This window comes from Erwinia sp. STN24 (genome assembly GCF_041320675.1).
Lineage (GTDB): Bacteria > Pseudomonadota > Gammaproteobacteria > Enterobacterales > Enterobacteriaceae > Erwinia > Erwinia aeris.
In genome coordinates, this window is sequence record NZ_JBGGPM010000005.1 from 242,131 (window position 1) to 266,122 (window position 23,992).

Here is a 23,992-nt window from a genome sequence, read left to right on the forward strand (position 1 = left end):
AATAAGAAGGAGGTGCAAAAGTCTCCACGATCTCAACCGTGGAGACAGCAATCTTAACCTTCGGGCATGGCGGAGGAATGATGGCTTGAAATAAGCCATTTCTGTCCGTCCCATGCATAGGTAAAGGTATAACGCGCGGCGGCTTTAGAACCATCGCCAAAGGTAAAGGTATAGGTGCCGGTATCGATAGCTTTATTACAGCCGATGCGAACGGTACGGCTGTCGATATGGCCAACCGGCTTCTTCGCCAGGAATTTTTTAAAATAATCAACGCGCTCTTCGTCCGTCAGGCGAGCTTTGTTCGACAGCGTTGGCAGCAGCACGGCATCTGACAGATAGTTCTGCGAAACGGTGTTGGCATCGCCTGTTTTTAGCGAATCATTCCAGCGATCGAACATAGAGGCAACTTCCTGCTCGGTCATTTTAACGCAGGAAGTACTCTCCTGAGCAAAAGCCGCCGAGCTGGTAAGCACGCCGGCAATCATCAAACCAATTAATCCAGCCTTCATTAATTATTTCCGTAGTATTTGTGTTTTTAATAAAGATAAAATACCAGAAGCTAATAAACGCATATTAAACGTTCGCAGCGATGGGAAAAGGCTATGCCAGAGGATTGATATAGATCACGTCAATAAGCATTCTTTATTGTAAGCACTGCGTTAATTATTTATTTATTATTAACGGCAATAATAAAGATGAATAACATAATTTATATTATTCGGGCGTTTCTTTAATAAGCTGAGATAAAGGCAGGGTTTTATAGCGAAAATGCGCCGTGTGGATAAGCAGGGCAGTGCAAACGACAGGAGCCGGGCGGGTAAAAAAAAGATGGTCAGCCGAAGCCGACCACCAACGTTTTTATTTCTGTAATAGCTGCTTAACCCAGGCAATGATTTCTGCATCTTTGCCCTGCTCAAACAGGCATTTCTGGAAGCGTTCGCCGCCGACGGCGGTTTTCACCAGTTCCGGGTCAATTGCGCACAGCGTATCCAGATAGTTATCTTTGATTACCGCGCTTTTTACCTGATTGAGGATACCGGCGTTGCGTACCTGCGGCTCTTTACGCTCGACGGGATAGCCTTCGCCCCGGCGGCCGGTAAAGGCCTTTTCAAACATATAGCGCACGTTCAGCTCGGCGCCCCAGCCAAAGCCTTTGGCAAAGGCCAGCGACAGCGCGTTGCCGTTATTGATTTGCGCAAACAGAAACGCATCCGCCGGATCGAGGCAGTAGCCGCAAACCACGCCAGGATGGATATTTAACGACATCAGCGCGCCCTGACCGGTGCCGCAGCCGGTGACCACGAAATCTACCGCCTTTGCGTTCAGCAGAATGCTGGCCATAATGCCTAAGTGGATATAGGTCAGATGATGATCGTTCTCGTCGCTCATGCCGACGTTAAACACCGCGTCTTTATTCTGCGCCGCTACGGCCTGTAACTGCTCCAGCACCACGGCGTTTTTCGCCGCCTGGCTGTTTTCCATCATCAGTGCAATATTCATCTTTGTTCTCCAGTATTCAGTCATTGAGAGGCCGATGGCGCATCAGCGCGCCAGCCAGCCGCCATCTACCGCAAGGGTATAGCCGTTGATGTAGTCAGCGGCTTTTGATGCCAGAAAAATCACCGGACCCATTAAATCCTGCGGCGTACCCCAGCGGCCTGCCGGGATACGCGCCAGAATTTCCGCACTGCGCTCTTCATCGCTGCGTAGCTGCTCCGTGTTGTTAGTGACCATATAACCCGGCGCCAGCGCGTTAACGTTGATGCCGTATTTCGCCCACTCGTTGGCCAGCTGACGCGTCAGCCCCATCACCGCGCTTTTCGACGCGGTATAGGAAGGCACGCGTACGCCACCCTGGAAAGAGAGCATCGAGGCAATATTGATAATCTTGCCGCCGCTCCCTTGCTTAATGAACTGACGGGCGGCCAGCTGCGATAAAAAGAACAGCGTCTTGATATTGACGTTCATCACGTCATCCCAATCCTGTTCGCTAAAGTTCAGCGCGTCTTCGCGGCGGATCAAACCCGCGTTGTTGACCAGGATATCGATATGCCCCATCTCTTCTACCGCACGTTCCAACAGTGATGACAGCCGATCCTGACGGCCGAGATCGGCTTGCAAGCTGAGAAAGCGTCTTCCCGTTGCGCCGACTTCCGCCGCGGTATCGGCGGGATCGCGGCGATTAATCGCCACGATGTCACAGCCCGCCTGTGCCAGAGCCACTGCCATACTTTTCCCTAAGCCGGTATTACAACCGGTGACCACAGCCACCTTTCCCTGTAGAGAAAAATCGTCAAGAATCATGCAGTTTCCTTATTTATAGATAGACGTGCAGGTATTCCACCAGACACAGGATCGCCATCGCCTGGCCATAAGGCATGGAGGTCAGCGGTATCTGGCGGTAGAAATCGAGGTCTTTACCCATGCCGGTGCCAAAGGAAACCTGTGTCAGCTCTCCGTCCTTATTGATGCGGGAGATCAATCCTTTAATCGCCTTTTCCGCCACCGCTATATAGCGAGGATCGGCACAGCGGCGACGCGCGGCTTTTAACATGCCGAAGGCGAAGCCAGCCGTTGCGGAGGCTTCAAGATAGGAGTTGGGATCGTCCAGCAGCGTATGCCACAGGCCGCTTTCGTCCTGACATTTTTCCAGCGCCTCCAGCTGGCGGGAAAGCACCTGTTGCAGATAGCGCCGGGTCGCATCACCTTCCGGCAGCTCAAGCAGCTCAACGAATTCCGGAATAACGATGGTCAGCCAGCTGTTGCCGCGCGCCCAGCGAGCGTTAGCAAAATTATGGTGACCATCGAACGTCCAGCCGTGGAACCACAGCCCGGTTTCCTTATCCATCAGATGCTGGATATGCAACATAAACTGATACTTGGCTTCTTCGATATAGTCCGCGCGGTTCAGCAGCTTGCCGATTTTTGCCAGCGGCAGCACGGTCATCATCAGCGTGTCATCCCACAGCTGCTGATGGTTCTCTTCCGCCAGCGTGATGTGCTGCAAACCCCTCATATCGGTACGCGGCATATCATGCATAATCCAGTCTGCCCAGCTTTCCAGGTAGGGCAGCCAGCGTGGATCGCGGGTTTCCTCATAGCGGTATGCCAGCGTCAGAAACGGGCAAACCGTGTTCACGTTACGGGTGGTGGAACCTTCAGCAAAACGGTCGTTGAACCAGTTATCAATGATGGCTCGCAGCCGATCGTCCCCGGTTTGGCGGTAATACTGATGAATGCCGTACAGGCCGATGCCGTGCGTCCATTCCCATCCTGCCCAGCCTTTGGTATCAATCACCCGGCCATCGTCAAGCCTCAGTAAAAACTCGCCGGTTTCGTCGGTAATATTCACCAAATTGTCCACCAGTTTGTTGATCAGCTGATGCAGCTCCTGGCTGGAGATAAACCTTTCCGGCTGGCGCAGGAGTGGGCTGTGTTTTACTGGGTATACGACCATAATTGCTCTGTCCTCGTGGATCTTAAGTTGACTATGAATGCGTTAAATTGTCGCCGGGCGCCGCTTTTGTGGTCTGAGCGGGCAGAGTGCCGGCCGCTGGCTTATGCCGATTCAGGTAACCAATGTTGTTATTGCCCCACAGCGATTCGTAAGGCATTCCGGCCAGCATCTCGACGGTAGCGCGAGCCTGCGGCGTGATGCTGTCAGGGACGACGCCGCCCGCTATGCGCATTTTCTCGGTTTCGTCACGCAGGATTTTGTGCGTGGTCAAATTCAGCTTGAAGCGCAGGGAGATCAGGAAGCCCATGCACAGGACCAGGATCGTGCCGCCGCACATGATCATCAGGATCGCATGACTGACGTTTTCGGCCTGCTCGGTGCTGCCCGCCACAAAACCGGAAAGCTGCATCAGGATGCCGACCAGCATGACGGCACCAGCCTGCGAAGCCTTACGCGTCAGGGTCATGATCCCGGCGAAAATGCCTTCGCGACGCTGACCGGTAATCACCTCGTCCACGTCCGCAATGTAGGTATAGATATTCCACGGCACGTAGTTAATGCCGCCGCGGCCCAGGCCAGCGATAGCGGAGATCAGCAGCAGCAGCGAGAAGACATCGCTCATGCCGCTGTAATAAAGCACGCCGTAGGAAAGCGTACTGAGCGCAAACAGCGCCACCACGATGCGGTAGGCGGGCGCCGGCCCAATACGGATACAGAGCGGGATCATGCCGATCACGGCAACAAACTGGAGGATCGCCATCGTGCCCATCAGGTTGGAAGCCACGGTGGCCTGCTGCATCAGCACAAATACCACGTAGTAGGTAAACACGGCGTTAAAAACGTCCTGCGCGATATAGCCGCCCAGATACATGCCCAGATGCTGACGGAAGATACGGATGCGCAGCGTAGATAACAGCTCGGTTTTCAGGCGGCCAAGGCTTTGCCCCAGCGTCAGCTTCTGCTGCTCGGCTGCCAGCGCGGCGGCGGATTTTTTCTCGGCCGGGCGCTCCCAGGTATAGCGATAAACCAGCGTCAGCACGATGGCGCACAGCACGGAAAAGACCAGGCTGGAATAGAAGAAAGAGAGCGGATTATCCTTGCCGAAATAAGCCAGCAGGATACCCGGCAGGAAAGCGGCCAGAATAGCGGAAAGCTGCGCCAGCGCGATGCGTGCGCCGGAGAATTTGGTTTTCTCTTTAAAGTCGTCGGTCATCTCCGGCACCAGGGTTTCATAAGGCACCAGAATCGAGGTGTAGACCACTTCAAAAAAGAGGTAGGTCAGCAGGTAGTAGACGTAGGTCATGTCGCCGACCCACATCAGGCTGTAGCTGAACACAAGGGGAATGCCCAGAAGGATAAAGAATTTACGGCGGCCGAAGCGTTTGCCGAGTCGGGTAGAGCCGAAGTGGTCGGTTAAGTAGCCCATTAGCGGGCTGACCACGCCATCCACAATGCGCGCCATGGCGAAAATAGAGGTGGCTTCAATAGGGCTGAGGCCGCAGAAGGTGGTGTAAAAGTAAAGCAGCCAGGCAGATGTTAATGCCATCGTACCGGCACCCAGAAAATCCCCTGATCCATAGGCGAGATAATTAAGCGTTCCTGGTTTACGTATTGTCATAATGTTCATCCTGAGTAACCAACATGCACAGCCCGGCTGTATGTCGGGAGAGGAAGTACGTTAGAGTTATGACGTCCAGAAAACCTTTGCGATTTTGCCAGCCGATATAAGGCGGTGGCGAAGAAAAGAAGATAACGGCGGGCGGCTTCACTAATTTAATAAAATGGCGTTTCAATTTTATTGAATTAGCCATTCAGGCTTTGCCAGGCAAGATTTGTTGCGATCTGTGGTTGATTTTATGGCGTTAAATCAAAGTCAGCGGTGAAAATGTTTATATAGTTAAAAACCCAACCGAAGAGGAAAGCACAATGAAAGCTGCCGTGGTCAACAAGAATCATACTGTCGATATCGTTGAGAAAAAGCTGCGCGCGCTGGCGCATGGCGAAGCGCTGTTAAAAATGGAATGCTGCGGTGTCTGCCACACGGATCTGCACGTTAAAAATGGGGATTTTGGCGATCGTACCGGCGTGGTGCTCGGCCATGAAGGCGTCGGCGTCGTCAGCGAGGTCGGGCCTGGCGTGACCTCATTGAAGGTGGGCGACAGGGCCAGCGTGGCGTGGTTTTATAAAGGCTGCGGCCACTGCGAATACTGCACGACGGGCAATGAAACCCTGTGCCGCAACGTATTAAATGCCGGTTTTACCGCGGACGGCGGCATGGCGGAAGAGTGTATCGTGGTAGCGGACTACGCGGTGAAAGTGCCGGACGGGCTGGATCCGGCAGCGGCCAGCAGCGTAACCTGCGCGGGCGTCACCACCTATAAAGCAGTAAAGGTTTCTGGCATTCAGCCAGGCAAGTGGCTGGCAATTTATGGCCTGGGCGGACTGGGCAATCTGGCGCTGCAATATGCCAAAAATGTTTTTAATGCCAAAGTTATCGCCGTGGACGTAAACGATGCGCAGCTGGCTTTTGCCAAAGAAATGGGCGCCGACTTAGTTATCAACTCGCTGAAGGAGGATGCGGCGAAGATCATTCAGGAAAAAACGGGCGGCGCGCATGCGGCAGTGGTAACCGCAGTGGCCAAAGCGGCATTTAATTCGGCGGTAGACGCCATGCGTGCCGGTGGCCGTATCGTGGCCGTTGGCCTGCCGCCAGAATCGATGAGTCTGAATATCCCACGTCTCGTTCTGGACGGTATTCAGGTGGTCGGCTCGCTGGTGGGCACGCGTGAAGATCTGGCTGAGGCTTTTCAGTTCGCGGCAGAGGGAAAAGTAGTGCCGAAAGTCACCAAACGTTCTCTTGAGGAGATTAATGAAATTTTCGACGAAATGCTGGAAGGGAAAATTAAAGGCCGTATGGTGATTGATTTTACTGCTGACACCCACGCTGGCTAAAGCTGACTTGCCTGTGGAAACGGCTTAACCGCTTATTTCCACAGGCAAATATTTACAAAACCTGTCACGCGCTCATAAAGAAGCTCGACCGTGCTGGCGCTTCCGGCTCCAGTCGGCAACAGAGGCTTAGCCACAGCAGTGACACCAGCCAACCCGCATTGTTTAACATTTGTTTTCCCTTTGAACACATGGTAACAAATTAACTTTACTCACCCGTGGAGAATTCGCCACAGGCGTAGCTCTTTTTGCTAAGCGCTGTGGCGTTGTACAGCAAGGGCTGCACGCCTTATCGGGACGATTAACCGCTAAGCTCAGAAGTCATCGTTTCGCTTTGAACGTTAATGAGGAGAGTTAAGGTGTTAAAAAAGGCTAAAACAGGGCTGCTCGCAGCCGCGCTGCTGACCTTTAGCGCAGTGGCTGCCGACAATACGCCGCAGTATGGCGTAGAGCTACAGGGCTTCGATTTCCCTTATCCAATTGAAAAGTTTAATTTTTCATCACAACAGCAGCCGCTTTCTATGGGCTACATTGACGCGCGACCGGCAGGGAAAGCGAACGGGCGGACGGTAGTGCTGATGCACGGCAAAAACTTCTGCGGCGTGACCTGGCAGGATGCCATAGAGGCGCTGCGTCATGCGGGCTATCGGGTAATTGCGCCGGATCAGATCGGCTTTTGCACCTCAACCAAGCCTGCTTACTATCAATACAGTTTCCAGCAGCTGGCGTTAAACACGCATCAGCTGCTCGCCAGCCTGCATATTGATAAGATCACGCTGGTCGGCCATTCAACCGGCGGGATGCTGGCTACACGCTATGCGTTAATGTACCCACAGCAGGTAGAAAAGCTGGCGCTGGTTAACCCGATCGGGCTGGAGGACTGGAAGGCGAAGGGCGTGCCCTGGCGCAGCGTGGACGACTGGTATCAGCGAGAGCTGAAAACCAGCGCGGAAAGCATTAAGGCGTATGAGCAGAAAACCTATTACAGCGGCCAGTGGAAGCCGGAATACGATCGCTGGGTCACTATGCTGGCGGGGCTGAATAACGGGCCGGGCCACAAGCTGGTTGCCTGGAATTCCGCGCTGCTCTACGACATGATATTTACCCAGCCGGTTTATTATGAATTTGGCAATCTGAAGGTGCCGACAACGCTGCTGATTGGCACAGCAGACACCACCGCTATCGGTAGCGATATCGCGCCGCCGGAGGTGAAAGCGACAATAGGGCATTATAACGAGCTGGGCAAAGAGACGGCGAAAAAGATCCCCCATGCCGTGCTGATCGAATTCAAAGGAATGGGACATGCGCCGCAGATGGAAGATCCCGCTATGTTTAACCGTACGCTGATTGACGATCTGAACAAGCTATGACGGGCAGCGCAGGCTTCCAGCCTGCGCTGTGCACGCGTCAGCATGACGCCGGGTGCCTCCCGGTGAGTCAGAAAAGCCATAACCTGACCCGCTATTTGCCACATGGTTAGCTGACTGGCTTAGCCCCGCCGCTCAGGGGGATCCGCCATACGGAAAAAAGCATAAATTTATCGGCATCAACCAAACCGAAACGATAGCGTGTTGCTTGCGAAATAAATAATAATTAACGGGAAGGTTTCAGGTGTTAATAGTGGATTAAATTAATAGCTATTCGCGCCATATTAATAATATTATTTCCTTCAAAGTTGTAAGTTTACTATTAATTTTTGGCTATTATTCGGCGCGTTATCATTACGTTGACGCTATCGTTTTTATTCTTTCTTCAGGCAATTTTCTCTGAAGATAATATGAAAAAATATAGCGTTCTGGTCTGTTTTTTACTGCTGTGTGGCTGCATGGGGCACCGTCATGCTCAGCAACATAATCCGGTTGCAGACTGTTCCAGCCACGACGATGAAATCGACTGTAGCTGGAACGTGCCCGACAGGCCGTAACGGCCGCGCTTATGCCGGCCCCTGCGCGTGCAATATGCGCTGCGCCTGGTCCACCGTTAGCGCGTAATCGAAAAAGCGGCGGTAAAAATCCTGCGTCGCCTTGACCATATCAAGCTGCGGGAAAAGCTCGGGATGCAGAAGTTTTGCCGCCCACTGAATTTGCAGCCCGGCTTCCGTGCCGTAGCGATCCCAGGGAAACACGCCCGCCGGATTTTGCCAGACCTGATGGCGTTTTACCGCCTGCAGATTGGCAAACAGCGCCGCATAGTCTGAATCGGCCAGCTTTCCGGCTCCCGCGCCGATAATGATGATATCCGGCTGCCAGAAAAGCACGTTTTCCGGCGAGGTTTCTTTCATATTGCCGTTTACTTCCGCCGCCACATTGCGGCCGCCAGCCAGGCGGATCCAGGTGTCGATCAACGTGTTGCGTCCGTCAACCTTCAGCGGATGCAGGGACTGAATATGTAAAACGCCAGGCCGCTGGCTATTGCTTAGCCCTGCGGTTTTCGCCTGTATAGCGGCAATCCGGGCATCGAGCCAGGCGTTATAGGCTTGTGCTCGCCGTCGCGCCTGCGCCGTGCCGACCACCCCGGCCGTCGTCAGCAGCGAGCGCTGCATAGAGGGAAAATCGTCAAAGTGCATGACCAGCGTCGGCAGCCCGGCCCGCCGGTAAGCGTCAGCATCCGCATCTTCTGCCGCTACAAATACTGTATCGACCCTTGCGGCCAGCAGCGCCTCGCTGTTAAACGTGCGGCCATGAACCGACAGCGCCTGATGCAGCGACGGCGCTATTTTAAACATCCAGGGGCGATCGCTGGCGTGATTAACGGTCGCCACGATGCGGTCGCCCGCGCCCAGGGTCATCAACAGCGAATGATGCGCATACCAGCCGTCGGCGATCCGTCGGGCCTGCTGCGGTACCTCGACCTTGTTGCCGGCGTCGTCAATAACGCTCCGGGCAAAGCCAGGTGTAGCAAAAAGCAGGAAGAGAGCCGCCAGCAGCGGCGTAATCAGGGGTTTTATCATCAGAACCTCAGCTGTAGAGAAAGCTGCGCCATGCGCGGTTCGCCGAGCTGGGCGCTGGCATAGCCCGCGCCGCTGTAGCCGTTCAGGCCGCCGGGCACGATATTCGTCCAGTAATGGCGATTAGTCAGGTTGGTGACATCCAGGCGAAAAGTGGTTTCCGTATTGAAGAGCCGCGTTGTGTAGCTGCTGCCGATATCGAAAGTCGTATAGCTTCCTGTCCAGCTGTCGTTGGCGTTATCGGTACTGCGGCGTCCTACGTAGTGCATCCCGCCATGAATATCCGTACCGCGTAAAAAAGGTAAATCGTAAGCGGTGAACAGGCTGGCCGTATAGCGAGCCAGGCCCACTATCTGCCTGCCGGTCGTGGCGGGGCTGGCAGTATCGCGCAGGCGTGGATCGAGCCATGTCATGCCGCCATACAGATGCAGCCTGTCGGTAACGTCGCCGTCGGCCATCAGCTCCAGCCCCCGGTTGCGCTGGCTGCCGTCCACGGCATAGTCGCCGCTGGCGGTGGCATAAGCGAAAGGGCGGTCAATCCGGAACAGCGCGGCGGTCAGCAACAGTTTATCAATCGCCAGCTTGCTGCCCACTTCCAGCTGCTTGCTGCGATAAGGCGCCAGGATACTGCCCGCGTTCGTGGAGCCGCTCGGCGCGGTATCGCCCTGTTGCAGGCTGTCTGCCCAGCTCATATAGAGCGTCAGCGGTTCGACAGGCTTAAACATCAGGCTGGCCGAACCGCTAAAGCCGCTGTTATCTGAATGGCTGCTGCGGCTGCCGGTTTTTGCATAGTTAGCGGAAGTCAGGAAGCTTTCGCTACCGGCCAGCAGCAGGCTCCACTGCGGTGAGAAGGTCAGCGTATCGCTAAGCAAAAAGGCCTGCTGCGTGGCGGTAGCCGAGTGGTAGTGATGGGTGAAATCCGGGTAGTCCGGTTCGGCAAAGGATTGCGGCTCGTCGAGCGAGGCGCTACCCAGCGTGCTGGTGGTGCCGTTCAGCGGATTATAATTTTTCCAGACAAAGCCGCGCAGGCCGGTGGAAAGCTGATGATGCAGCCAGCCCGTTTCCAGCTCGCCGTTCAGGTTCGCCATATAGCTGTTAATGGTAAAGCGGCTGGCTGTAGAAGAGGAGGTGGTGGTTGTATAATGACCGGCGCGGTCGGTAAAAGTATTCGTTACCGCCGTGGATTCACGATCGGCAATCTGCCGCAGCACGCCCAGTTCGCCCTGCCAGTTCCCGTCAAAATCGTGCTTCAGATGTACGCTGGCGGTCAGCGTATGGTTATCGCTACCGGCATAGTATTGTCCGAGATACGTCTTTTTGGGATCCGGCGCGGCGGGGAAAGAGAGGCCATTGCCCAGCGCAAATTTGCCCGGCAGCCCTTTTTCATAATAGTGGTAATAACTGAAATTGCTTTCTAACGTCGTGCGATCGGTTAGCGTTGCGTCCAGCCCCAGGCTGAACAGCTGACGGCGCTTTTTACTGCCGTGTGCAAAGCCGTCACCCTCATCATCCAGAAAATTAGCGCGATAGCGCAGGCGGTCATTGTCGTCCAGCGGGCCGCTGAAGTCGCCGGAAACCAGGCGGCTGAGGCCGGTGCCAGCGCCAAAAGTAAGGCTGTGCTGTGCGATATCGGTGGGGCGCTTCGCCACAAAGTTAAACAGCCCGGCCGGATTTGCCGGCCCGTAAAGCGATCCACCCAAACCGTTCAGCACTTCCAGATGGTCAAACTGCTCGGCAGCGTAATCGGTAGTCGAGACGACATTCAGGCCGTCAATCATAGAGTTCTGTACCACGCTGCCCTGCATTCCACGCGTTTGCGGGCGGGCGCCGTCACCCTGCACGGAAGGCATATAGCGATAGATATCCGTGATGCTTTTTAACTGCTGGTGCTTCATCAGCGTTGGGGAGACTTGCTGCACGGACCAGGGCGTATTGCGGATTTCCTGCTTGCCCAGGTTACCCAGCGTGACCTGCCTGTCGGGCGCAGCCGCTTCGCTATCCGGCGCGGCGGCTACAGTGAGGGTTTCTTCCTGGGTAGCGGCCTGAGCCTGAATACCTGTCAAAATCAGTACGTAAAGCGCGCGCTTCATCATGCGCGGCGGTGAGGCTATTGTCATTTTATACCTTGCCGATCGAAAAGCAGCCTTCGGGCTGCCTGAATGCAGATGCCTGTAAAGTTCACGCGAAAGATAGCATATCGTTATATGATAAATTATATAGCGAGTGCTATCCGCAGGAGCCTGGAATATGCTGCTGGATAACGGCCCATCAACAATAATTAATGATGCCTACAGATTTTCTGCATCATATTATTTTGCGTAAAGCGGGAACATTATCAGATGGGTAGAAAATTTTTGTGATAAGCGGCAGGCCTGTAAGGACGGTTTTTTCGCCTGTATTTGATGCCAATATGCCATCAGGTATTTTACCGCCAGGCAAATGCCGTCCGTATTTGTTGTGCCCGATCTGAATTTTGATAAAATAGCGACTTGTTGGTAACCTTCAGTAATACGGCATAAAAGGCACACAGAAAGGTTGAGCCTGTTCCTTGAGGAATATTTGTTATTCACGGTATCAGATTATTTTTGTATAAAATACTGCTATATCTGTTTATTATGGGATCAATAAGATAACGTAATCCATGCAGGTCTGTCGGAATAGAAAAGGATGTGTTTCGGCAAGTTATTTCTTCCCGGTTTTACCGCCGGAGTGGAAAGTATCAGGATCTTATAGGCTATTTTAGCCATTGCTATCGATTATTATTTTAGGGTTGTTCATATTTCACTCACTTTTTAAGGTGGAAAAAGCTTGCGTAAGGATGGGCGCACGGCATCGGCGGGTAAACCGTCTTTTACTTTTCCTGTGCCTTTAAAATCGATACCGGCGTTTATCTCCGCCGTCACAGCATATTAATGTTGTGAAAAACCTGCGCGACTGCATAAAACAGAAACTCATTGCGTAATTTATATTCAGGATGAAATATTATGCTAAAGATAATCGTTTCCAGCGATAACGTATATTACCGGAAAGGCGTTGAATCGCTGATTACAAGTGCAGGGAAAACCCTCAGGGATGGGTTATTTGAAGTGGTTTCAGAAACAAGTAGCCCGGTAACGAAAGAAGCCGATATTGTGTTCAGAGACATTATGATCAGCGTTTTTTTCTATAAGCGCGAAACGATTGCCGGCAAGGGCCAGGCGGAACCTCACCTGTCAGCGCTACACATTCCCTTTATCTGTCGTGGAGATAATATACCGCAAATTACCGGAAAGATTAGAAAAATCATGCTGATAGCCACTACTAACGCGGCCAGCTTTGCCAGCCGTGAAAATTATAAGTTAACCGGGCTAAAAGACTTTATGCAGCTCTCTTCTACAGAAAGCAAGGTTATGCTGATGGTTGGCCAGGGCTACGATACGGAAAATATATCCAGGATGTTAGGGCGTTCAAAAAAAACCGTCAGTACGCATTGCCGCAACGCCATCAGAAAAATGGGGATGCTTAACCGGGTCGAATTTTACAAATATGCCTCTTTTGTAGCGCAATATGGTAATAAAAAAGGTAATACGCTCTGCCTGTAACATTATCTTACGGCCCGCCTTTAAGCGGGCCATATAAAGCGGTAGCTTAACTGTCGACTATCGACACGGTTTCAGGATTAAAGCTGTTGATGATTTGCACATAATGCTTACGCTGGAAGTCATTAAATTCCGCTGAGGAAGCCAGCGTAAATACAATCAGATTTAGCCTGGCAGGATTGATTACCGGATGCCAGGGAAGCTCGACGGTAGACTGCACCTGCTTAACCGGCTGTCCATTCTCCAGAAAAGAGTTGGCCGTCTGGATCACCGGCAACTTAGCCGGGCCGATTTCATTCTTCAGCATTTTTCCCTCGCTTTTATAGCCGGGCAGGCTGTTGGCCATAAAATTAGTTTGCGTTTCGCAAAATTCTTCCAGCGTTTGCCCCTCATTTTTAAATGATCGATTAATCAGGATGGTATATTCGTTCGCTTCCGGATCGCGAAAACGCAGGACGTTAATGCTCTGATCATAAAAGGGCGCCTCGGTCAGAAAAGTGCCTTCGTACATGATGTAGCTCTTTTTTTTACTCATGGTTCACCTGTTTTATTTGTTGCATCCGCCAATGGGATGATTTCCACACGCCTGTTTCTTTCCCGGCCTTCTCCGGTCTGATTACTGGCAACGGGCAGGCTGTCGCCCATCCCTTTAATCACAAGTTTGTCCGGCGGGACGTTGGCATGGCTGACCAGCCAGTCACGAACCGCCTTCGCCCTGCGTATCGAGAGCTGGTAGTTGGCTTCCGGGCTGCCGGTATTGTCGGAATGCCCAACGATGGCAAAAGTTGTTTGGGCATTGTTTTGCATTAACGGCAGCAGCCAGGCCAGATTTTTACTGCTGTCAGGCCCGAGCGTGGCGCTTCCTCTGGCAAACAGCGCGACGGAGCCTGACGCCATAAAAACCGGCGACGGATTGTAATTTTGCAGGGCGTCACTGACGCGTGCCGCCATTTCCCCACAGCGCGAAAATCGCCATAGCCGACTAAACCAGGCGTCGCGGCAGTACAGCAGCTGCTGTTTCTGGTCGCGCAGTCGTTGATAAACCGCTCTTTTTTTCTGCAGCTGTGTCTCTTCCGTTTGCCGGAAATCGGCCAGCGTACGGGTCGCCGCAGCGATATTTTTAGCCTCAAACCAGGTGGAGCCGATCAGCAGCATCGCCAGCAGCAGCGCAGCGCAAACCGGCAGCCAGCGCCAGGAAAACCCCGAGCGTTGCCTGTCGGGCTGATAAGGCACGCCCGGGTCAATGACGTCAGGTAAGCTGGGCAGCATAACGCCCGGAGAAAGACCCGGACAGAGCCCGAATTTCTGCTGTAGCCACTGCGCCCAGGCGCCATGACGGGTAAAGCCGTTGCCGTTATCTGCCAGCAGAACGGCGCTTAGCCGTAGCGAAGAACCGGAGAACAGCGCCTGTAGCGCTTTGGCTATCCCCGAACTTTCCAACCACAGGCGCAGCGCGTCCGTCATGGCGTAACGGTAGATTGAGTGGCAGCTGAGCGGCTCAGAGACGGCGAGTAGCTTTGCCAGCTCGCGCGCGAGGGTGGTTTCACCGACCTTGCGGAGGTCAAACTTACCGGACCATTTTGCCTGTCCGGCCTGGCTTTCATGGCTCAGACGGGCATAGAGACCCAGCACGCACGGCAGCGCCTCCTGCTCATATAAGCGCCATGCTGCGATTTTCGCCAGCGCCTGAGCGTCGGTTTCCTCGCCGTCCGGGAAAAAAGGGAAAAAAGCATAGAGGCGATGCTTCTTCTTTCTCATCCGCTTTACTATTTCCGGCAGCGCTTCCGCTTCCGGTACCACGATCCAACTTATCGGCTCGTCTTCCTGTTCCGGCTGCCGGTCAGAAAACCATTTTGCGGCATAGGGGCCGATAATAAGGATGGCGGGCGCGGCGGCAGCGGGCTGATTTTTTAATAACGAAGCTGGCATGGTTAAAGCGCCTCCAGCCAGGCAGAACAAAACAGCCAGAGCACGATCAGCAGCAGGCTCAGCAGGATAAGCTGCAACGGCAGATGAAAACGAGGCGGTGAGCGCGTCGGCAGGGTATCCGGAGCCGCCTCCTCTGTTTCTGTCTGGCAGGCGGCGGCTGGCTGAGTGACAGACAGTGACAGCAGGGGAGCACTGTTCCTGCCGGTAAAGGCCGAAACAAGAAACAATTTCCGGGCGTAGGTGAAGATCTGGCCCTGGCCGTCGGCCAGCAGCGGTTCAAGCCTGTCGCCCAACGTCATTGGGCCGTCCGTATAGCCGTAAAAATAGTGCGTCAGCGCATAGCGGTCCCAGGCAATATTGTCGGCGCGAAGGCGTAACGCGACTCGCCGATCCAGATAGCAGCAGAGCGCGTGGCACAGCTCATCGCTAAGTTGTTCGCATTCACCTTCAGCAATCAGCGCTTTGCTGAACCGCTCAATAAGCGCGATCAGCATTAACTGCAATTCCGGCAGGGAAGGAATAATGCCGTCAAAAGAGAGCAGGGCATCAATGCAGATCAGGCGATGGTAGAGCGTTGTGCTTTTCACCAGGCTTTCTCCACAACCTTACTCCACCCGTCGCTATCGTCATAAGCGCTAAAACGTATCGCGGCGGGCGTGAACATGATCGGAAATGTCACGTCCAGATCGATTGCGATTTCTCCGCCGTCATGCCCGGCCAGGCATTCATTTATTTCCTCTCCCGACAGGATTTTTTTATAAAGCAGATCGTTGGCGTTGCTATAAACACCAATATGCAGGCAGGTGATATCAGCCAGCGGCGAGGTAAACTCTTCCTGCGTCAACCCAATAGTTTTTTGCTGATGGCTGCTTAATCTTTCCCGCCAGTTGCCATAGGGCGGTGGAAACCAGGCGACACGTTCCGTTCCCAGCACTTCTGGCAGCACGGCAAATTTGGTAAAGGAGATGCCCAGCGCGGCCTCGAACTCAGCCAGCGTGCGCCTGCTGCCCAGCCCATAGCGACCCATGTCGGCCGGTTCAGCCTGCTCCATACCCAGCAGGGTTCTGACTCTTTTTTTCGACAGGCTGTCTCTTTCGTGCCAGGCACGGTCTACGGAACCGGATTTTTTTGCCTCGTCATCATGATCGCCCCAAATTCGACTGGCCTCTTCCCTGCCGTAAAAATGCCACAGCACTATTTTATGCGGATGCCAGACGTCATAACCGTGGGTAAAGGCCCGGGCCGCCATCGCTATCTCTTCGCCCTCGAAGAAGATTTGCGGATCGTTCGGCACCTCCTTTACGAAACGGCCTTCGGCGAAAATAAAGCCGCCCGCCAGATAACTGCCTCTGACTGGCGCCGCTTGTTGAAAATCAACCGAAGTGAGCTGCACTATTTTTTCACTGGAAAAGCCTCTGAAAACCAGGCGAAATATCGCCTGGGTTTTTTCCTCTTCTTTGCCGGGTACATAGCCCGGCGGATAAGAGGAGAGCACCGGCTTTTCACTTTGCGCCTTCAGCGCTTCCAGCATGGCAACCATTTCTCTGTCCCAGCCCTCTACAAAGCGGCAGTGGGAATCGATTTGCAGCACATACTCTTCCTCGCGGTAAAGCGTTTCACACTGGTTTCTGGCCCAGCAGGCGCCTTTACTGAAGAAATAGTGCAGGGAAATCATCCGGATTTCCGTCTCCAGATAACGCCAGGTCAGGAGGTCATACTCTGCTGTTGATTCCGCCGCGCAGAGCGTCATGCCGGCCTGCTGAAAGCGCTGGCGGTCGCCCTCATCCTGCCAGCAGACGGCCACGGCAAGCCTGTAGCATCCGGAGGCCTTCTCAATTAAATCCCGGAGCGTCGGGATCAGTTCCGGATCGCGATAGCTGGCGATGCTGATAAAAATGGCTGGTTTCCTTTCCATAGAGCCGCCTTGTGATTTGACGTTGATAAATCCCTTGATCGAACGGTGCTGCCAGAGTTGCCGGGCGCGGCTGGCTGCCGCAAGCGGCATGCTACGCTATTCTTTGTCGCTATCGAGCCTGTCGATAATTTCCGGCGGCAGCATTTTTACCAGCTGAGAAAAGCTTTTTCCCACCGTCTTCTCCGCATACTGAAGCAGCAGGATCGCCGGACTGCCGGGTTCCATTCGGGTAAACCATAGCCGCAGCTCCTGTAGCCTGAGCAGCGCATCGGCGCGGCTGGCAATACCGGTCTGGCGGGGCGTAATCAGGGGGGCGCTGACGGCTTCGTTTTCTGCCGCCTTTTCTGCCTGAACCGGCTGTTCTACCGTTTCTTCTGCGACAAAAGAAACGGCTGGCAACGGCGGCGAAACCGTAGTTTCCTGACTGATAAATAGCCGCAGAATGGCGCCTAACCGCGCAAAATCCGGCGCTTCATCGCCCAGCGAGGTTGTCAGGATGGCGCGGAGTTCCATCAGGCAGGCGTGCGCTTTTTGCAGTGAGAGGAGGGTTTGATCCTGACGGGCTTCCCATTCGAGTAGCAAAGCCGCCGCCGTCGCTTCGGGCAGCGCGCCCTCTTCACGCGGCGTGGCGTGCGCTTTTTCAAAATCTTTTATGGCAATTTGCAGACCTGCCGCTTTCGGCAGAGGCAGCTGACGAAAATCGGCAAGCAGCCCGTTGATATCATCCAGCTCGGACAGGGCGTTAGCCCGCATAACCGGATCGAACTCGCCTTCTTCCGTCAGCTGCGGATAAAGATCCGTAGGGAAAGTGGTCAATAAGTCACGTAATATCAGTAGCCCTTCATGCAGCGCCGCCATGCCGATTTGCCTGATACGGCAGCGCATCAGCGCCACCACCAGCCGGATATCGCGGCTTCGTTGCAGCAGCGCCTGACAGTCGCGCTCAATCTCCGCCCAGTTCACCGGTTCGGCAGCCTCGACGAAGCTGCCGTACTCCGCGTCCAGCCTTGGCTGAAGCCTGGCCTGCAGCATAATAAAAGCGGCGTCATATTCCAGGTTTTCACCACAGGGCCGATCGCCGGGCACCGGCTGTAACAGATCCTGATAGTAATGATGCTTGTTGCTTTCCGTCACGATGTTGTCCTTTATATCGCGTCCAGGCGCTACGGGTGATAGCGCTCCGGCTCAAAGCTCATGCCGTAAACCGGCGTAACGTCCTCTTTTCTCTCCAGCCAGACGGCGTAGCCAAGCTGATGACTGCCGTCCAGCGTCGCCTGCGGCACCTCGCTGGCAGCCAGCACCAGCTGGACATCCCAGGCATATTCGAACCCCGTAAAATTGCGCACCCACTCTCGCAGTACGGGTAGATCCGATCCCCACGGGCTGAAGCGCATATAGTTATCCAGCGTTAAGGGGCCGAGCAGCAGCTTGAATTTGTGCTGCCTGTCCCGCACGGTATTGCCTAATATTGCGCCATCGCCCAGCAGCATGGCCGCATCGTTGCCCAGCACGGAGCAATCAGCGGGATCCAGAAAGATCCACTGGGTCACAAACTCTTCCAGCCGGGCTTTTATCTGGAAGTAATATTCGATGGCGCCCGCCAGTCCTTCCGGATTGCGCGCCTCGCGGATCAAATGGGCAGAAGAAGCCAGTCGGGCGTGGGTCGGCAGCGGTTTATCGTGTAGCTCGGCCAGATCCATGCCTGCCAGACTGGCAATATAAAAAGAGAACTGTTCCTCATTCGGTCTGTCCAGCGAGGCGGTATCCTGCGCGACAAACCAGGCGCGATAAAACAGCGACAGGGCGCGATGATGAAAAACATCGAGAAAGTCGGTCAGCGTATTGTCCTGGGCCTCCGTTCGCGAGTACGCCAGTTCGGAAAAATGCAGCGGCATCGCGCCCTGCGGGCCCCATACGCCGGGGCCAAAGAGTTTTATCCCGATGCGGCCATTCTCCAGGCCGAGAGAAGCGATTTCGCGCGGCGCAAAAATCAGAGAGGCTTTTTGGCCTATGCGGAACGTCTCCTGGCCAGGCAGCACCGCTGTACCGGGCACCGGCAGCGTCTGCGTTTTAGCCGTAATTGCGCGCATGATACTGATAAAACCGGCTTCCCAGGGCCGCTCGTTATTAAACCAGGCGGCCAGCATATCGACGGAGGAAGCGCGCATCAGAACGAGCCTCGTTTGCCGGGGCGGGCCTGCCAGCTGGCGATGACGCCCCTCTGCATCGAGTGCAGCTCCGTTTCGGTAAACACGTTGATAGCGGCGTGGCGAGAAAGGTAATTCTCCATCACCAGACCGAACAGGTAAGGACTGACGCCGGAAAAGCCTTCTTCATCTACCGTCAGCACGCAGCGCACGCCTCTGCCGTAAATCAACAGGCCGTCACCGGGAAGACGCCGGGTGACCGGAAACGTTTTACAGCCGATCAGGCTATCTACCTGAGTATTGGACTCGCGATCGGCATTGTGTAAAAACAGGCGCAGCATATTGCGCAGCGATTCCCCGCCCGGCCCGTGCTCCAGATCGGAGAGCGGCAGATAGTTAAAGCTAAGCTGGCGGATCAAACGCCAGGCCGACTCCCCCAGCGCAAAAGGCTCGCGTGGCGCGCTGGGCTGGCAAACAAAGGCCGCGCCCAGAACAGGAACCGCGTCGGACAGGGTTAAATCAAAGCTGCCGCTTCTGGCAATCAGGCGTGGCAGATCCCGGTTGGTGACCATCGCTTCGACCGTAAGATAGCGAATATGGTCGGCATAGGGCGCTTCCTGCTGATCGACCAGCGAGACGAAGACCTCTGTTCCGGGATAAGGCGTGCGGGTGTCATATTTTCTCTTGCTCTCGCTTTTTACTCTGGCTTCGCGATTGAGCGAGAAGTAACGGCCAAAATTGCCATAGTCGCAGTGACGCGTTTGATAAAGCGGTTGAAACACCACTTCCTCGCTGCTTTCCGCCTGCTGGCCGCGCACCTTATGCACGGAAAAAACCTCGTAATCAAGGGGACGGCTGCGATCGGGAACCACATGGAAAGCGTTTAGCGCCCGGTTGACTTCGATCCTGTCCACCACTTTGGGAAACAGGTTAATCACCGGCGTACAAAACGGTAAAAACTTTGACGCGTTAACATGGCCAATCAGCTGCTGGGGAAGCCGATCCAGCAGCACTATCAGCTCGGCCTCGTTGCTGTGGTTGCGGGACAAACCGGCGGCCAGCTGGGTCAGCGTAAAAAAATAAAAGCGCTGACGACAGGCGAAATATTCATGGATCAGGTTATGTCCATGAAACATGTTCCAGGAGAGCGGCAGCAGCGTCTGATCGGGATGCAGCCCTTCAAAAGTCAGCGGGCGCTGGGCGATGACCACGTCTTCCGCTTTGCTGTTGCCGGCCCGTACCAGCATAGCCACATTGCTGGTATGCAAAAGTTCAAAAAGATGGGAAACAATGCGCTCATCGCCGTCGATATAGAGCGGCAGCCGATCGAAGCCGGTCAGCTGCGAGAATACCCGTTCCCCCTGCGCACGCAATTTGATCCGCAGAGCGCCTTTCAGCCTGGCGTAAGGAATACGATACTTTTCCAGATTGGGAATATCCGGCGGAACGGAAGTCAGGCGAGCCTCAACGATTTCTATTGGCCACAGCGTAACATCCTGACCGTTGCGAAACTCGCAGCGTGTATTTTCGCCTGGCAATATGCGGGTATAAAACGCACTGTTTTTGGGAACAAGATAGCCGTGGCCTAGCTCTCCTTCTTTCAGGTCAGGCGCAAGTTGAACCACGCCGATGGAGGGCGTGGGCGAATTATAATTAGGGTAGACGATGTCCAGAAGCCGCTGCGTAAACTTTGGGAACTCCGCATCCAGTTTTAAATGCGTACGTGCAGATAAAAAGCAAAATGCTTCAATCAGTCTTTCAACATAAGGATCGGCCGTTTCGATGCCTCTCATCCCCAGACGCCCGGCAATTTTGGGATGTTTTTCAGCAAACTCACGCGCTGACTCTTTCATAAAAGTGAGTTCCTGATTGTAATAATCGAGGAATTTATGATTCACAATTGCTCCCGTTATCCTTGTTTTTAAACGTAGGCTTTGTCTTTATTAATTTGGCCGTCTGAACAGGGTTTTTTAGTAAGCTAACTGTTATTTTTTGAAAAACAACAGGGTGTTATTAATTAATAATCGCGTTAAATACACGTAGCGGTTTTTATGCTTTTTTCAGATTTTATAACATGTGAAAAAAACAGTCTCAATGCCATTGTGAGGAAATGCCAGGGATTTCACCGGGTCACCAGGTTATTTGACAGGAAAGATCTTTTTAAATAAGGGGTTATAATCGTAGCGGGTCTGTTATTCAGGAATAGCGTTCGGGCGGTATTCTTAATTTATTTTTACGGCGTGGACAAGGGTATTATATTTTGTTTTCCTTCCCCGGAAGACTCTGGTCTGTGTGATTTTATGCCTGTGAAAAATGTACCCGGAGGAATGATACGTGGCGATTACAAGGCAAAATTTATTCGGCAAGCTGGATGAGACATTATTCAGAACGATTGAAAGTGCAACCACGCTTTGTAAGCTGCGCGGCAACCCCTATGTTGAACTGGTGCATTGGCTAAATCAGATCTGGCAGCAGGAGCAAAATGATTTACGTCTGATAGCCCGCCATTTTGAGGTCGACGCGCAGGCGCTGGAACAGGGCTTCGCTCAGGCGCTGGCCCGATTGCCGGCAGGCGCCAGCACTATTTCGGACTTTTCATATCATATTGAACTCGCTATCGAACGCGCCTGGATTTATGCCAGCCTGGAATGTTTTGAAAGCCGTATTCGCAGCGGACATTTGCTGATCGCCATGTTGACCACCATGGAGCTGCGGCGCGCCCTGTTTGCTATCTCTTCCGCTTTTGAACGGATCTCTCTGGAACATTTGACCGCCGATTTCGGCTATATCACTCAGGCTTCGCCGGAAGTCAGCGAGGCGACGACGGAGGCCGGCGTCATGCCCGGCGAAATTAACGCGGCTATCGGCGGCCAGACAAAAAGCGGCGGGCTGGCGCAGTATGCCACCGATCTGACCGCGTTAGCGCGCGAAGGCAAAATCGATCCGGTAACGGGACGCGAGCATGAAATCAGCACCATGACCGATATCCTGCTGCGTCGCCGTCAGAACAACCCGCTGCTGACCGGCGAAGCTGGCGTCGGGAAAACGGCCGTCGTGGAGGGGCTGGCGCAGGCCATCGTGGCGGGTAATGTGCCGCCAGCGCTGGCAAAAGTCAGGCTGCTGGCGCTGGATGTCGTCGCCCTGGCCGCCGGCGCCAGCATGAAAGGCGAGTTTGAGGCGCGGCTGAAAGCCGTGCTGGATGAGGCTATCGCTTCGCCCCAGCCCGTTATCCTGTTTATCGATGAAGTTCATACGCTGATTGGCGCCGGGGGCAATGCCGGGACGGGCGACGCGGCTAACTTGTTGAAGCCTGCGCTGGCGCGGGGCCAGCTGCGCACTATTGGCGCCACGACCTGGAGCGAATTTAAACGCCATATTGAGAAGGATCCGGCGCTGACTCGGCGTTTTCAGGTGCTGCAAATTGCAGAGCCGGATGAGGAAGCCGCCGTCGCTATGCTGCGGGGGCTGCTGCCGGTGCTGGAAAAGCATCACGGCGTCTGGATTATGGAAGAGGCTTTGCAGGCCGCCGTGCGGCTGTCGCACCGTTACATTCCGGCCCGGCAGCTGCCAGATAAGGCGATAGGCCTTCTTGATACGGCCTGCGCGCGCGTGGCCGTCGCGCAACATGCGGCGCCGGTCATGCTGCAACGTCTCCACTGTCGGACGGACGCCGCCCGCGCAGAGCTGGGCCTGGTTGAAAAGGCCAGCCGATTTGGCAAACTGCAGCCCAACAGCGGCGAACGCCTGAGACAGGAGATCGCCGAGCGGACCGAGGCCTCCCTTCAGCTGGAGCAGCGCTGGACGCGGGAAAAAGAGCTGGTCGCCGCCATCGTCGCGGTACGTGAAAAACTACAGGACGAGGCCTCTACGGCTGAGGAAGAGATGGTGCCGCTGCAAAATGAGCTGGCGGAGCTGGAAGCGCGCCTGCAGGCGGCCCGGAACGAGCAGCCGCTGGTGCAGGCGGAGGTCAATGCGGATGTCATCGGCGCGATAGTGGCCGACTGGACGGGGATCCCGGTCGGACAGATGTTAAAAGACGATCTTCGCGCCGTGCTGGAACTGCCGCAGCGGCTGGCCGGGCGCGTCATCGGCCAGGACTATGCGCTGCGTCAGGTCAGCGAAAGCATCCAGACGGCTCGCGCGGGGCTGGCGGATCCGCGTAAGCCGGTCGGCGTCTTTATGCTGGTTGGCCCGTCCGGCGTGGGGAAAACGGAAACCGCGCTGGCGATCGCCGGGCAGCTTTACGGCGGCGAGCAGAATCTGATCACCATCAATATGAGCGAGTATCAGGAGGCCCATACCGTTTCCTCGCTGAAGGGATCGCCACCGGGCTACGTGGGCTATGGCGAAGGCGGCGTGCTGACGGAAGCGGTACGTCGCAAGCCCTACAGCGTAGTGCTGCTGGATGAGATTGAGAAAGCGCATCCCGACGTGCATGAACTGTTTTTTCAGGTCTTCGACAAGGGCAGTATGGAAGATGGCGAAGGGCGGCAAATCGACTTTAAAAATACGGTGCTGCTGCTGACCAGCAATGTCGGCAGCGAAACGATCGCCAGCCTGTTTGCCGATGCAGAGACGGCGCCCGATGCCGAAAGCGTCAGAAAAATGGTGCAGCCTGAACTACTGAAAGTTTTCCCGGCAGCCTTTTTAGGGCGCCTGGCCGTGGTGCCTTATCTGCCGCTTCAGGAAGCATCACTACAACGTATTGTCCGGCAGCAGCTTGACAGACTGGCTTTGCGTTTACACGAACAGCATGGCGCTTCGCTGCATTATGGCGAAGATTTGGTGACGCATATTATCGGGCAGTGTCCCGTGGCTGAAACGGGCGCACGAATGCTGATCCGATTTATCGAGCAAAATATCGCGCCGGAAATAGCGCGCCAGATATTAAACAGCCAGGCATCACTAAGCGAACAATGTCTCTACATAACGGCAGGGGATAATATCGTTATCCGTTTTCAGCCGAAAGGGGAAGAAGAAAACGCGATAAATGATAAAACAGGCGAGAAGCGAGAAAATCCGGCAAGGCAGGACGGATTTTTAACGGGTAATAGCGCCGCTTAACAGGCC

Annotated in this window: 18 protein-coding genes and 1 pseudogene; 5 read left to right on the plus strand and 14 right to left on the minus strand. The window is 54.4% G+C overall.

Features of this window, described 5'->3' with window-relative positions:
• Positions 1-53 precede the first annotated feature (53 nt).
• The 5 genes from ACA373_RS17635 to ACA373_RS17655 form a co-directional block, all read right to left on the minus strand.
• Entirely contained in the window at positions 54-509 is a 456-nt protein-coding gene (locus tag ACA373_RS17635) for an SgcJ/EcaC family oxidoreductase (RefSeq protein ID WP_253456419.1), read from the minus strand.
• Positions 510-858: 349 nt separating this feature from the next.
• Complete coding sequence (locus ACA373_RS17640) at positions 859-1,500, minus strand: RpiB/LacA/LacB family sugar-phosphate isomerase (protein WP_370734898.1); 642 nt, start codon at positions 1,498-1,500, stop codon at positions 859-861.
• Positions 1,501-1,542: 42 nt separating this feature from the next.
• Positions 1,543-2,304, minus strand: coding sequence for a 2-dehydro-3-deoxy-D-gluconate 5-dehydrogenase KduD (kduD, locus tag ACA373_RS17645; protein WP_253456414.1), 762 nt, complete (start codon positions 2,302-2,304; stop codon positions 1,543-1,545).
• Positions 2,305-2,317: 13 nt separating this feature from the next.
• On the minus strand, positions 2,318-3,457 hold the full coding sequence (locus ACA373_RS17650) for a glycoside hydrolase family 105 protein (protein ID WP_253456411.1): 1,140 nt from the start codon (positions 3,455-3,457) through the stop codon (positions 2,318-2,320).
• 31 nt (positions 3,458-3,488) lie between these two features.
• Positions 3,489-5,075: an MFS transporter gene (locus ACA373_RS17655; protein ID WP_301252841.1), complete on the minus strand. Its 1,587-nt coding sequence runs from the start codon at positions 5,073-5,075 to the stop codon at positions 3,489-3,491.
• A 308-nt stretch (positions 5,076-5,383) separates the two neighbouring features.
• Between ACA373_RS17655 and adhP the strand changes: the two genes are divergently transcribed.
• The 3 genes from adhP to ACA373_RS17670 all read left to right on the plus strand — a co-directional run bounded on the left by adhP (position 5,384) and on the right by ACA373_RS17670 (position 8,330).
• Positions 5,384-6,409, plus strand: coding sequence for an alcohol dehydrogenase AdhP (gene adhP, locus ACA373_RS17660; RefSeq protein WP_253456406.1), 1,026 nt, complete (start codon positions 5,384-5,386; stop codon positions 6,407-6,409).
• A gap of 356 nt (positions 6,410-6,765) precedes the next feature.
• A complete protein-coding gene (locus ACA373_RS17665) occupies positions 6,766-7,776 on the plus strand; it encodes an alpha/beta fold hydrolase (protein WP_370734899.1) in 1,011 nt (336 codons plus the stop codon).
• Positions 7,777-8,183: 407 nt separating this feature from the next.
• Complete coding sequence (locus ACA373_RS17670; protein WP_253456401.1) at positions 8,184-8,330, plus strand: hypothetical protein; 147 nt, start codon at positions 8,184-8,186, stop codon at positions 8,328-8,330.
• Positions 8,331-8,339: 9 nt separating this feature from the next.
• Here the strand turns inward: ACA373_RS17670 and ACA373_RS17675 are convergent, their stop codons facing one another.
• Positions 8,340-9,356, minus strand: coding sequence for an ABC transporter substrate-binding protein (locus ACA373_RS17675; RefSeq protein ID WP_370734900.1), 1,017 nt, complete (start codon positions 9,354-9,356; stop codon positions 8,340-8,342).
• Positions 9,356-11,470 carry a TonB-dependent receptor gene (locus ACA373_RS17680; protein ID WP_370734901.1) on the minus strand — a complete coding sequence of 705 codons (2,115 nt, stop codon included), beginning with the start codon at positions 11,468-11,470 and terminating at the stop codon, positions 9,356-9,358. Before ACA373_RS17680 ends, ACA373_RS17675 begins: the two co-directional genes overlap by 1 nt.
• A gap of 867 nt (positions 11,471-12,337) precedes the next feature.
• Here ACA373_RS17680 and ACA373_RS17685 point away from each other — a divergent pair.
• Positions 12,338-12,934: a helix-turn-helix transcriptional regulator gene (locus tag ACA373_RS17685; RefSeq protein ID WP_370734902.1), complete on the plus strand. Its 597-nt coding sequence runs from the start codon at positions 12,338-12,340 to the stop codon at positions 12,932-12,934.
• Positions 12,935-12,980: 46 nt separating this feature from the next.
• Here ACA373_RS17685 and ACA373_RS17690 read toward each other — a convergent pair whose 3' ends face one another.
• The 7 genes from ACA373_RS17690 to tssF form a co-directional block, all read right to left on the minus strand.
• Entirely contained in the window at positions 12,981-13,466 is a 486-nt protein-coding gene (locus tag ACA373_RS17690) for a DcrB-related protein (RefSeq protein ID WP_253456389.1), read from the minus strand.
• Complete coding sequence (locus tag ACA373_RS17695; RefSeq protein ID WP_370734903.1) at positions 13,463-14,860, minus strand: OmpA family protein; 1,398 nt, start codon at positions 14,858-14,860, stop codon at positions 13,463-13,465. Before ACA373_RS17695 ends, ACA373_RS17690 begins: the two co-directional genes overlap by 4 nt.
• A gap of 2 nt (positions 14,861-14,862) precedes the next feature.
• Positions 14,863-15,447 carry a hypothetical protein gene (locus tag ACA373_RS17700; RefSeq protein WP_370734904.1) on the minus strand — a complete coding sequence of 195 codons (585 nt, stop codon included), beginning with the start codon at positions 15,445-15,447 and terminating at the stop codon, positions 14,863-14,865.
• Entirely contained in the window at positions 15,444-16,775 is a 1,332-nt protein-coding gene (locus ACA373_RS17705) for a GlcNAc-transferase family protein (RefSeq protein ID WP_370734905.1), read from the minus strand. The genes ACA373_RS17700 and ACA373_RS17705 overlap by 4 nt, the downstream gene beginning before the upstream one ends.
• A gap of 96 nt (positions 16,776-16,871) precedes the next feature.
• Positions 16,872-17,909 (minus strand): ImpA family type VI secretion system protein, encoded by a 1,038-nt coding sequence (locus ACA373_RS17710; protein WP_370734906.1) that lies wholly within the window; start codon positions 17,907-17,909, stop codon positions 16,872-16,874.
• Between the two features lie 29 nt (positions 17,910-17,938).
• A complete protein-coding gene (gene tssG / locus ACA373_RS17715) occupies positions 17,939-18,943 on the minus strand; it encodes a type VI secretion system baseplate subunit TssG (RefSeq protein WP_370734907.1) in 1,005 nt (334 codons plus the stop codon).
• Positions 18,943-20,820, minus strand: coding sequence for a type VI secretion system baseplate subunit TssF (gene tssF / locus ACA373_RS17720; protein ID WP_301730628.1), 1,878 nt, complete (start codon positions 20,818-20,820; stop codon positions 18,943-18,945). Before tssF ends, tssG begins: the two co-directional genes overlap by 1 nt.
• Before the next feature lie 436 nt (positions 20,821-21,256).
• On the opposite strand from tssF, the pseudogene tssH reads away from it, so the two are divergent.
• Positions 21,257-23,899 (plus strand): annotated as a pseudogene (gene tssH / locus ACA373_RS17725) (type VI secretion system ATPase TssH); the annotation flags it as partial.
• Positions 23,900-23,992: the final 93 nt, after the last annotated feature.

Bases quoted from the DNA above. Each gene is read 5' to 3' on its own strand.
- ACA373_RS17695 (WP_370734903.1), bottom strand. From the start codon at position 14,860: ATGCCAGCTTCGTTATTAAAAAATCAGCCCGCTGCCGCCGCGCCCGCC.
- kduD (WP_253456414.1), bottom strand. From the start codon at position 2,304: ATGATTCTTGACGATTTTTCTCTACAGGGAAAGGTGGCTGTGGTCACC.
- adhP (WP_253456406.1), top strand. From the start codon at position 5,384: ATGAAAGCTGCCGTGGTCAACAAGAATCATACTGTCGATATCGTTGAG.
- ACA373_RS17675 (WP_370734900.1), bottom strand. From the start codon at position 9,356: ATGATAAAACCCCTGATTACGCCGCTGCTGGCGGCTCTCTTCCTGCTT.
- ACA373_RS17685 (WP_370734902.1), top strand. From the start codon at position 12,338: ATGCTAAAGATAATCGTTTCCAGCGATAACGTATATTACCGGAAAGGC.
- ACA373_RS17680 (WP_370734901.1), bottom strand. From the start codon at position 11,470: ATGACAATAGCCTCACCGCCGCGCATGATGAAGCGCGCGCTTTACGTA.
- ACA373_RS17655 (WP_301252841.1), bottom strand. From the start codon at position 5,075: ATGACAATACGTAAACCAGGAACGCTTAATTATCTCGCCTATGGATCA.
- ACA373_RS17690 (WP_253456389.1), bottom strand. From the start codon at position 13,466: ATGAGTAAAAAAAAGAGCTACATCATGTACGAAGGCACTTTTCTGACC.
- ACA373_RS17650 (WP_253456411.1), bottom strand. From the start codon at position 3,457: ATGGTCGTATACCCAGTAAAACACAGCCCACTCCTGCGCCAGCCGGAA.
- ACA373_RS17635 (WP_253456419.1), bottom strand. From the start codon at position 509: ATGAAGGCTGGATTAATTGGTTTGATGATTGCCGGCGTGCTTACCAGC.
- ACA373_RS17705 (WP_370734905.1), bottom strand. From the start codon at position 16,775: ATGGAAAGGAAACCAGCCATTTTTATCAGCATCGCCAGCTATCGCGAT.
- ACA373_RS17670 (WP_253456401.1), top strand. From the start codon at position 8,184: ATGAAAAAATATAGCGTTCTGGTCTGTTTTTTACTGCTGTGTGGCTGC.
- tssG (WP_370734907.1), bottom strand. From the start codon at position 18,943: ATGCGCGCTTCCTCCGTCGATATGCTGGCCGCCTGGTTTAATAACGAG.
- ACA373_RS17640 (WP_370734898.1), bottom strand. From the start codon at position 1,500: ATGAATATTGCACTGATGATGGAAAACAGCCAGGCGGCGAAAAACGCC.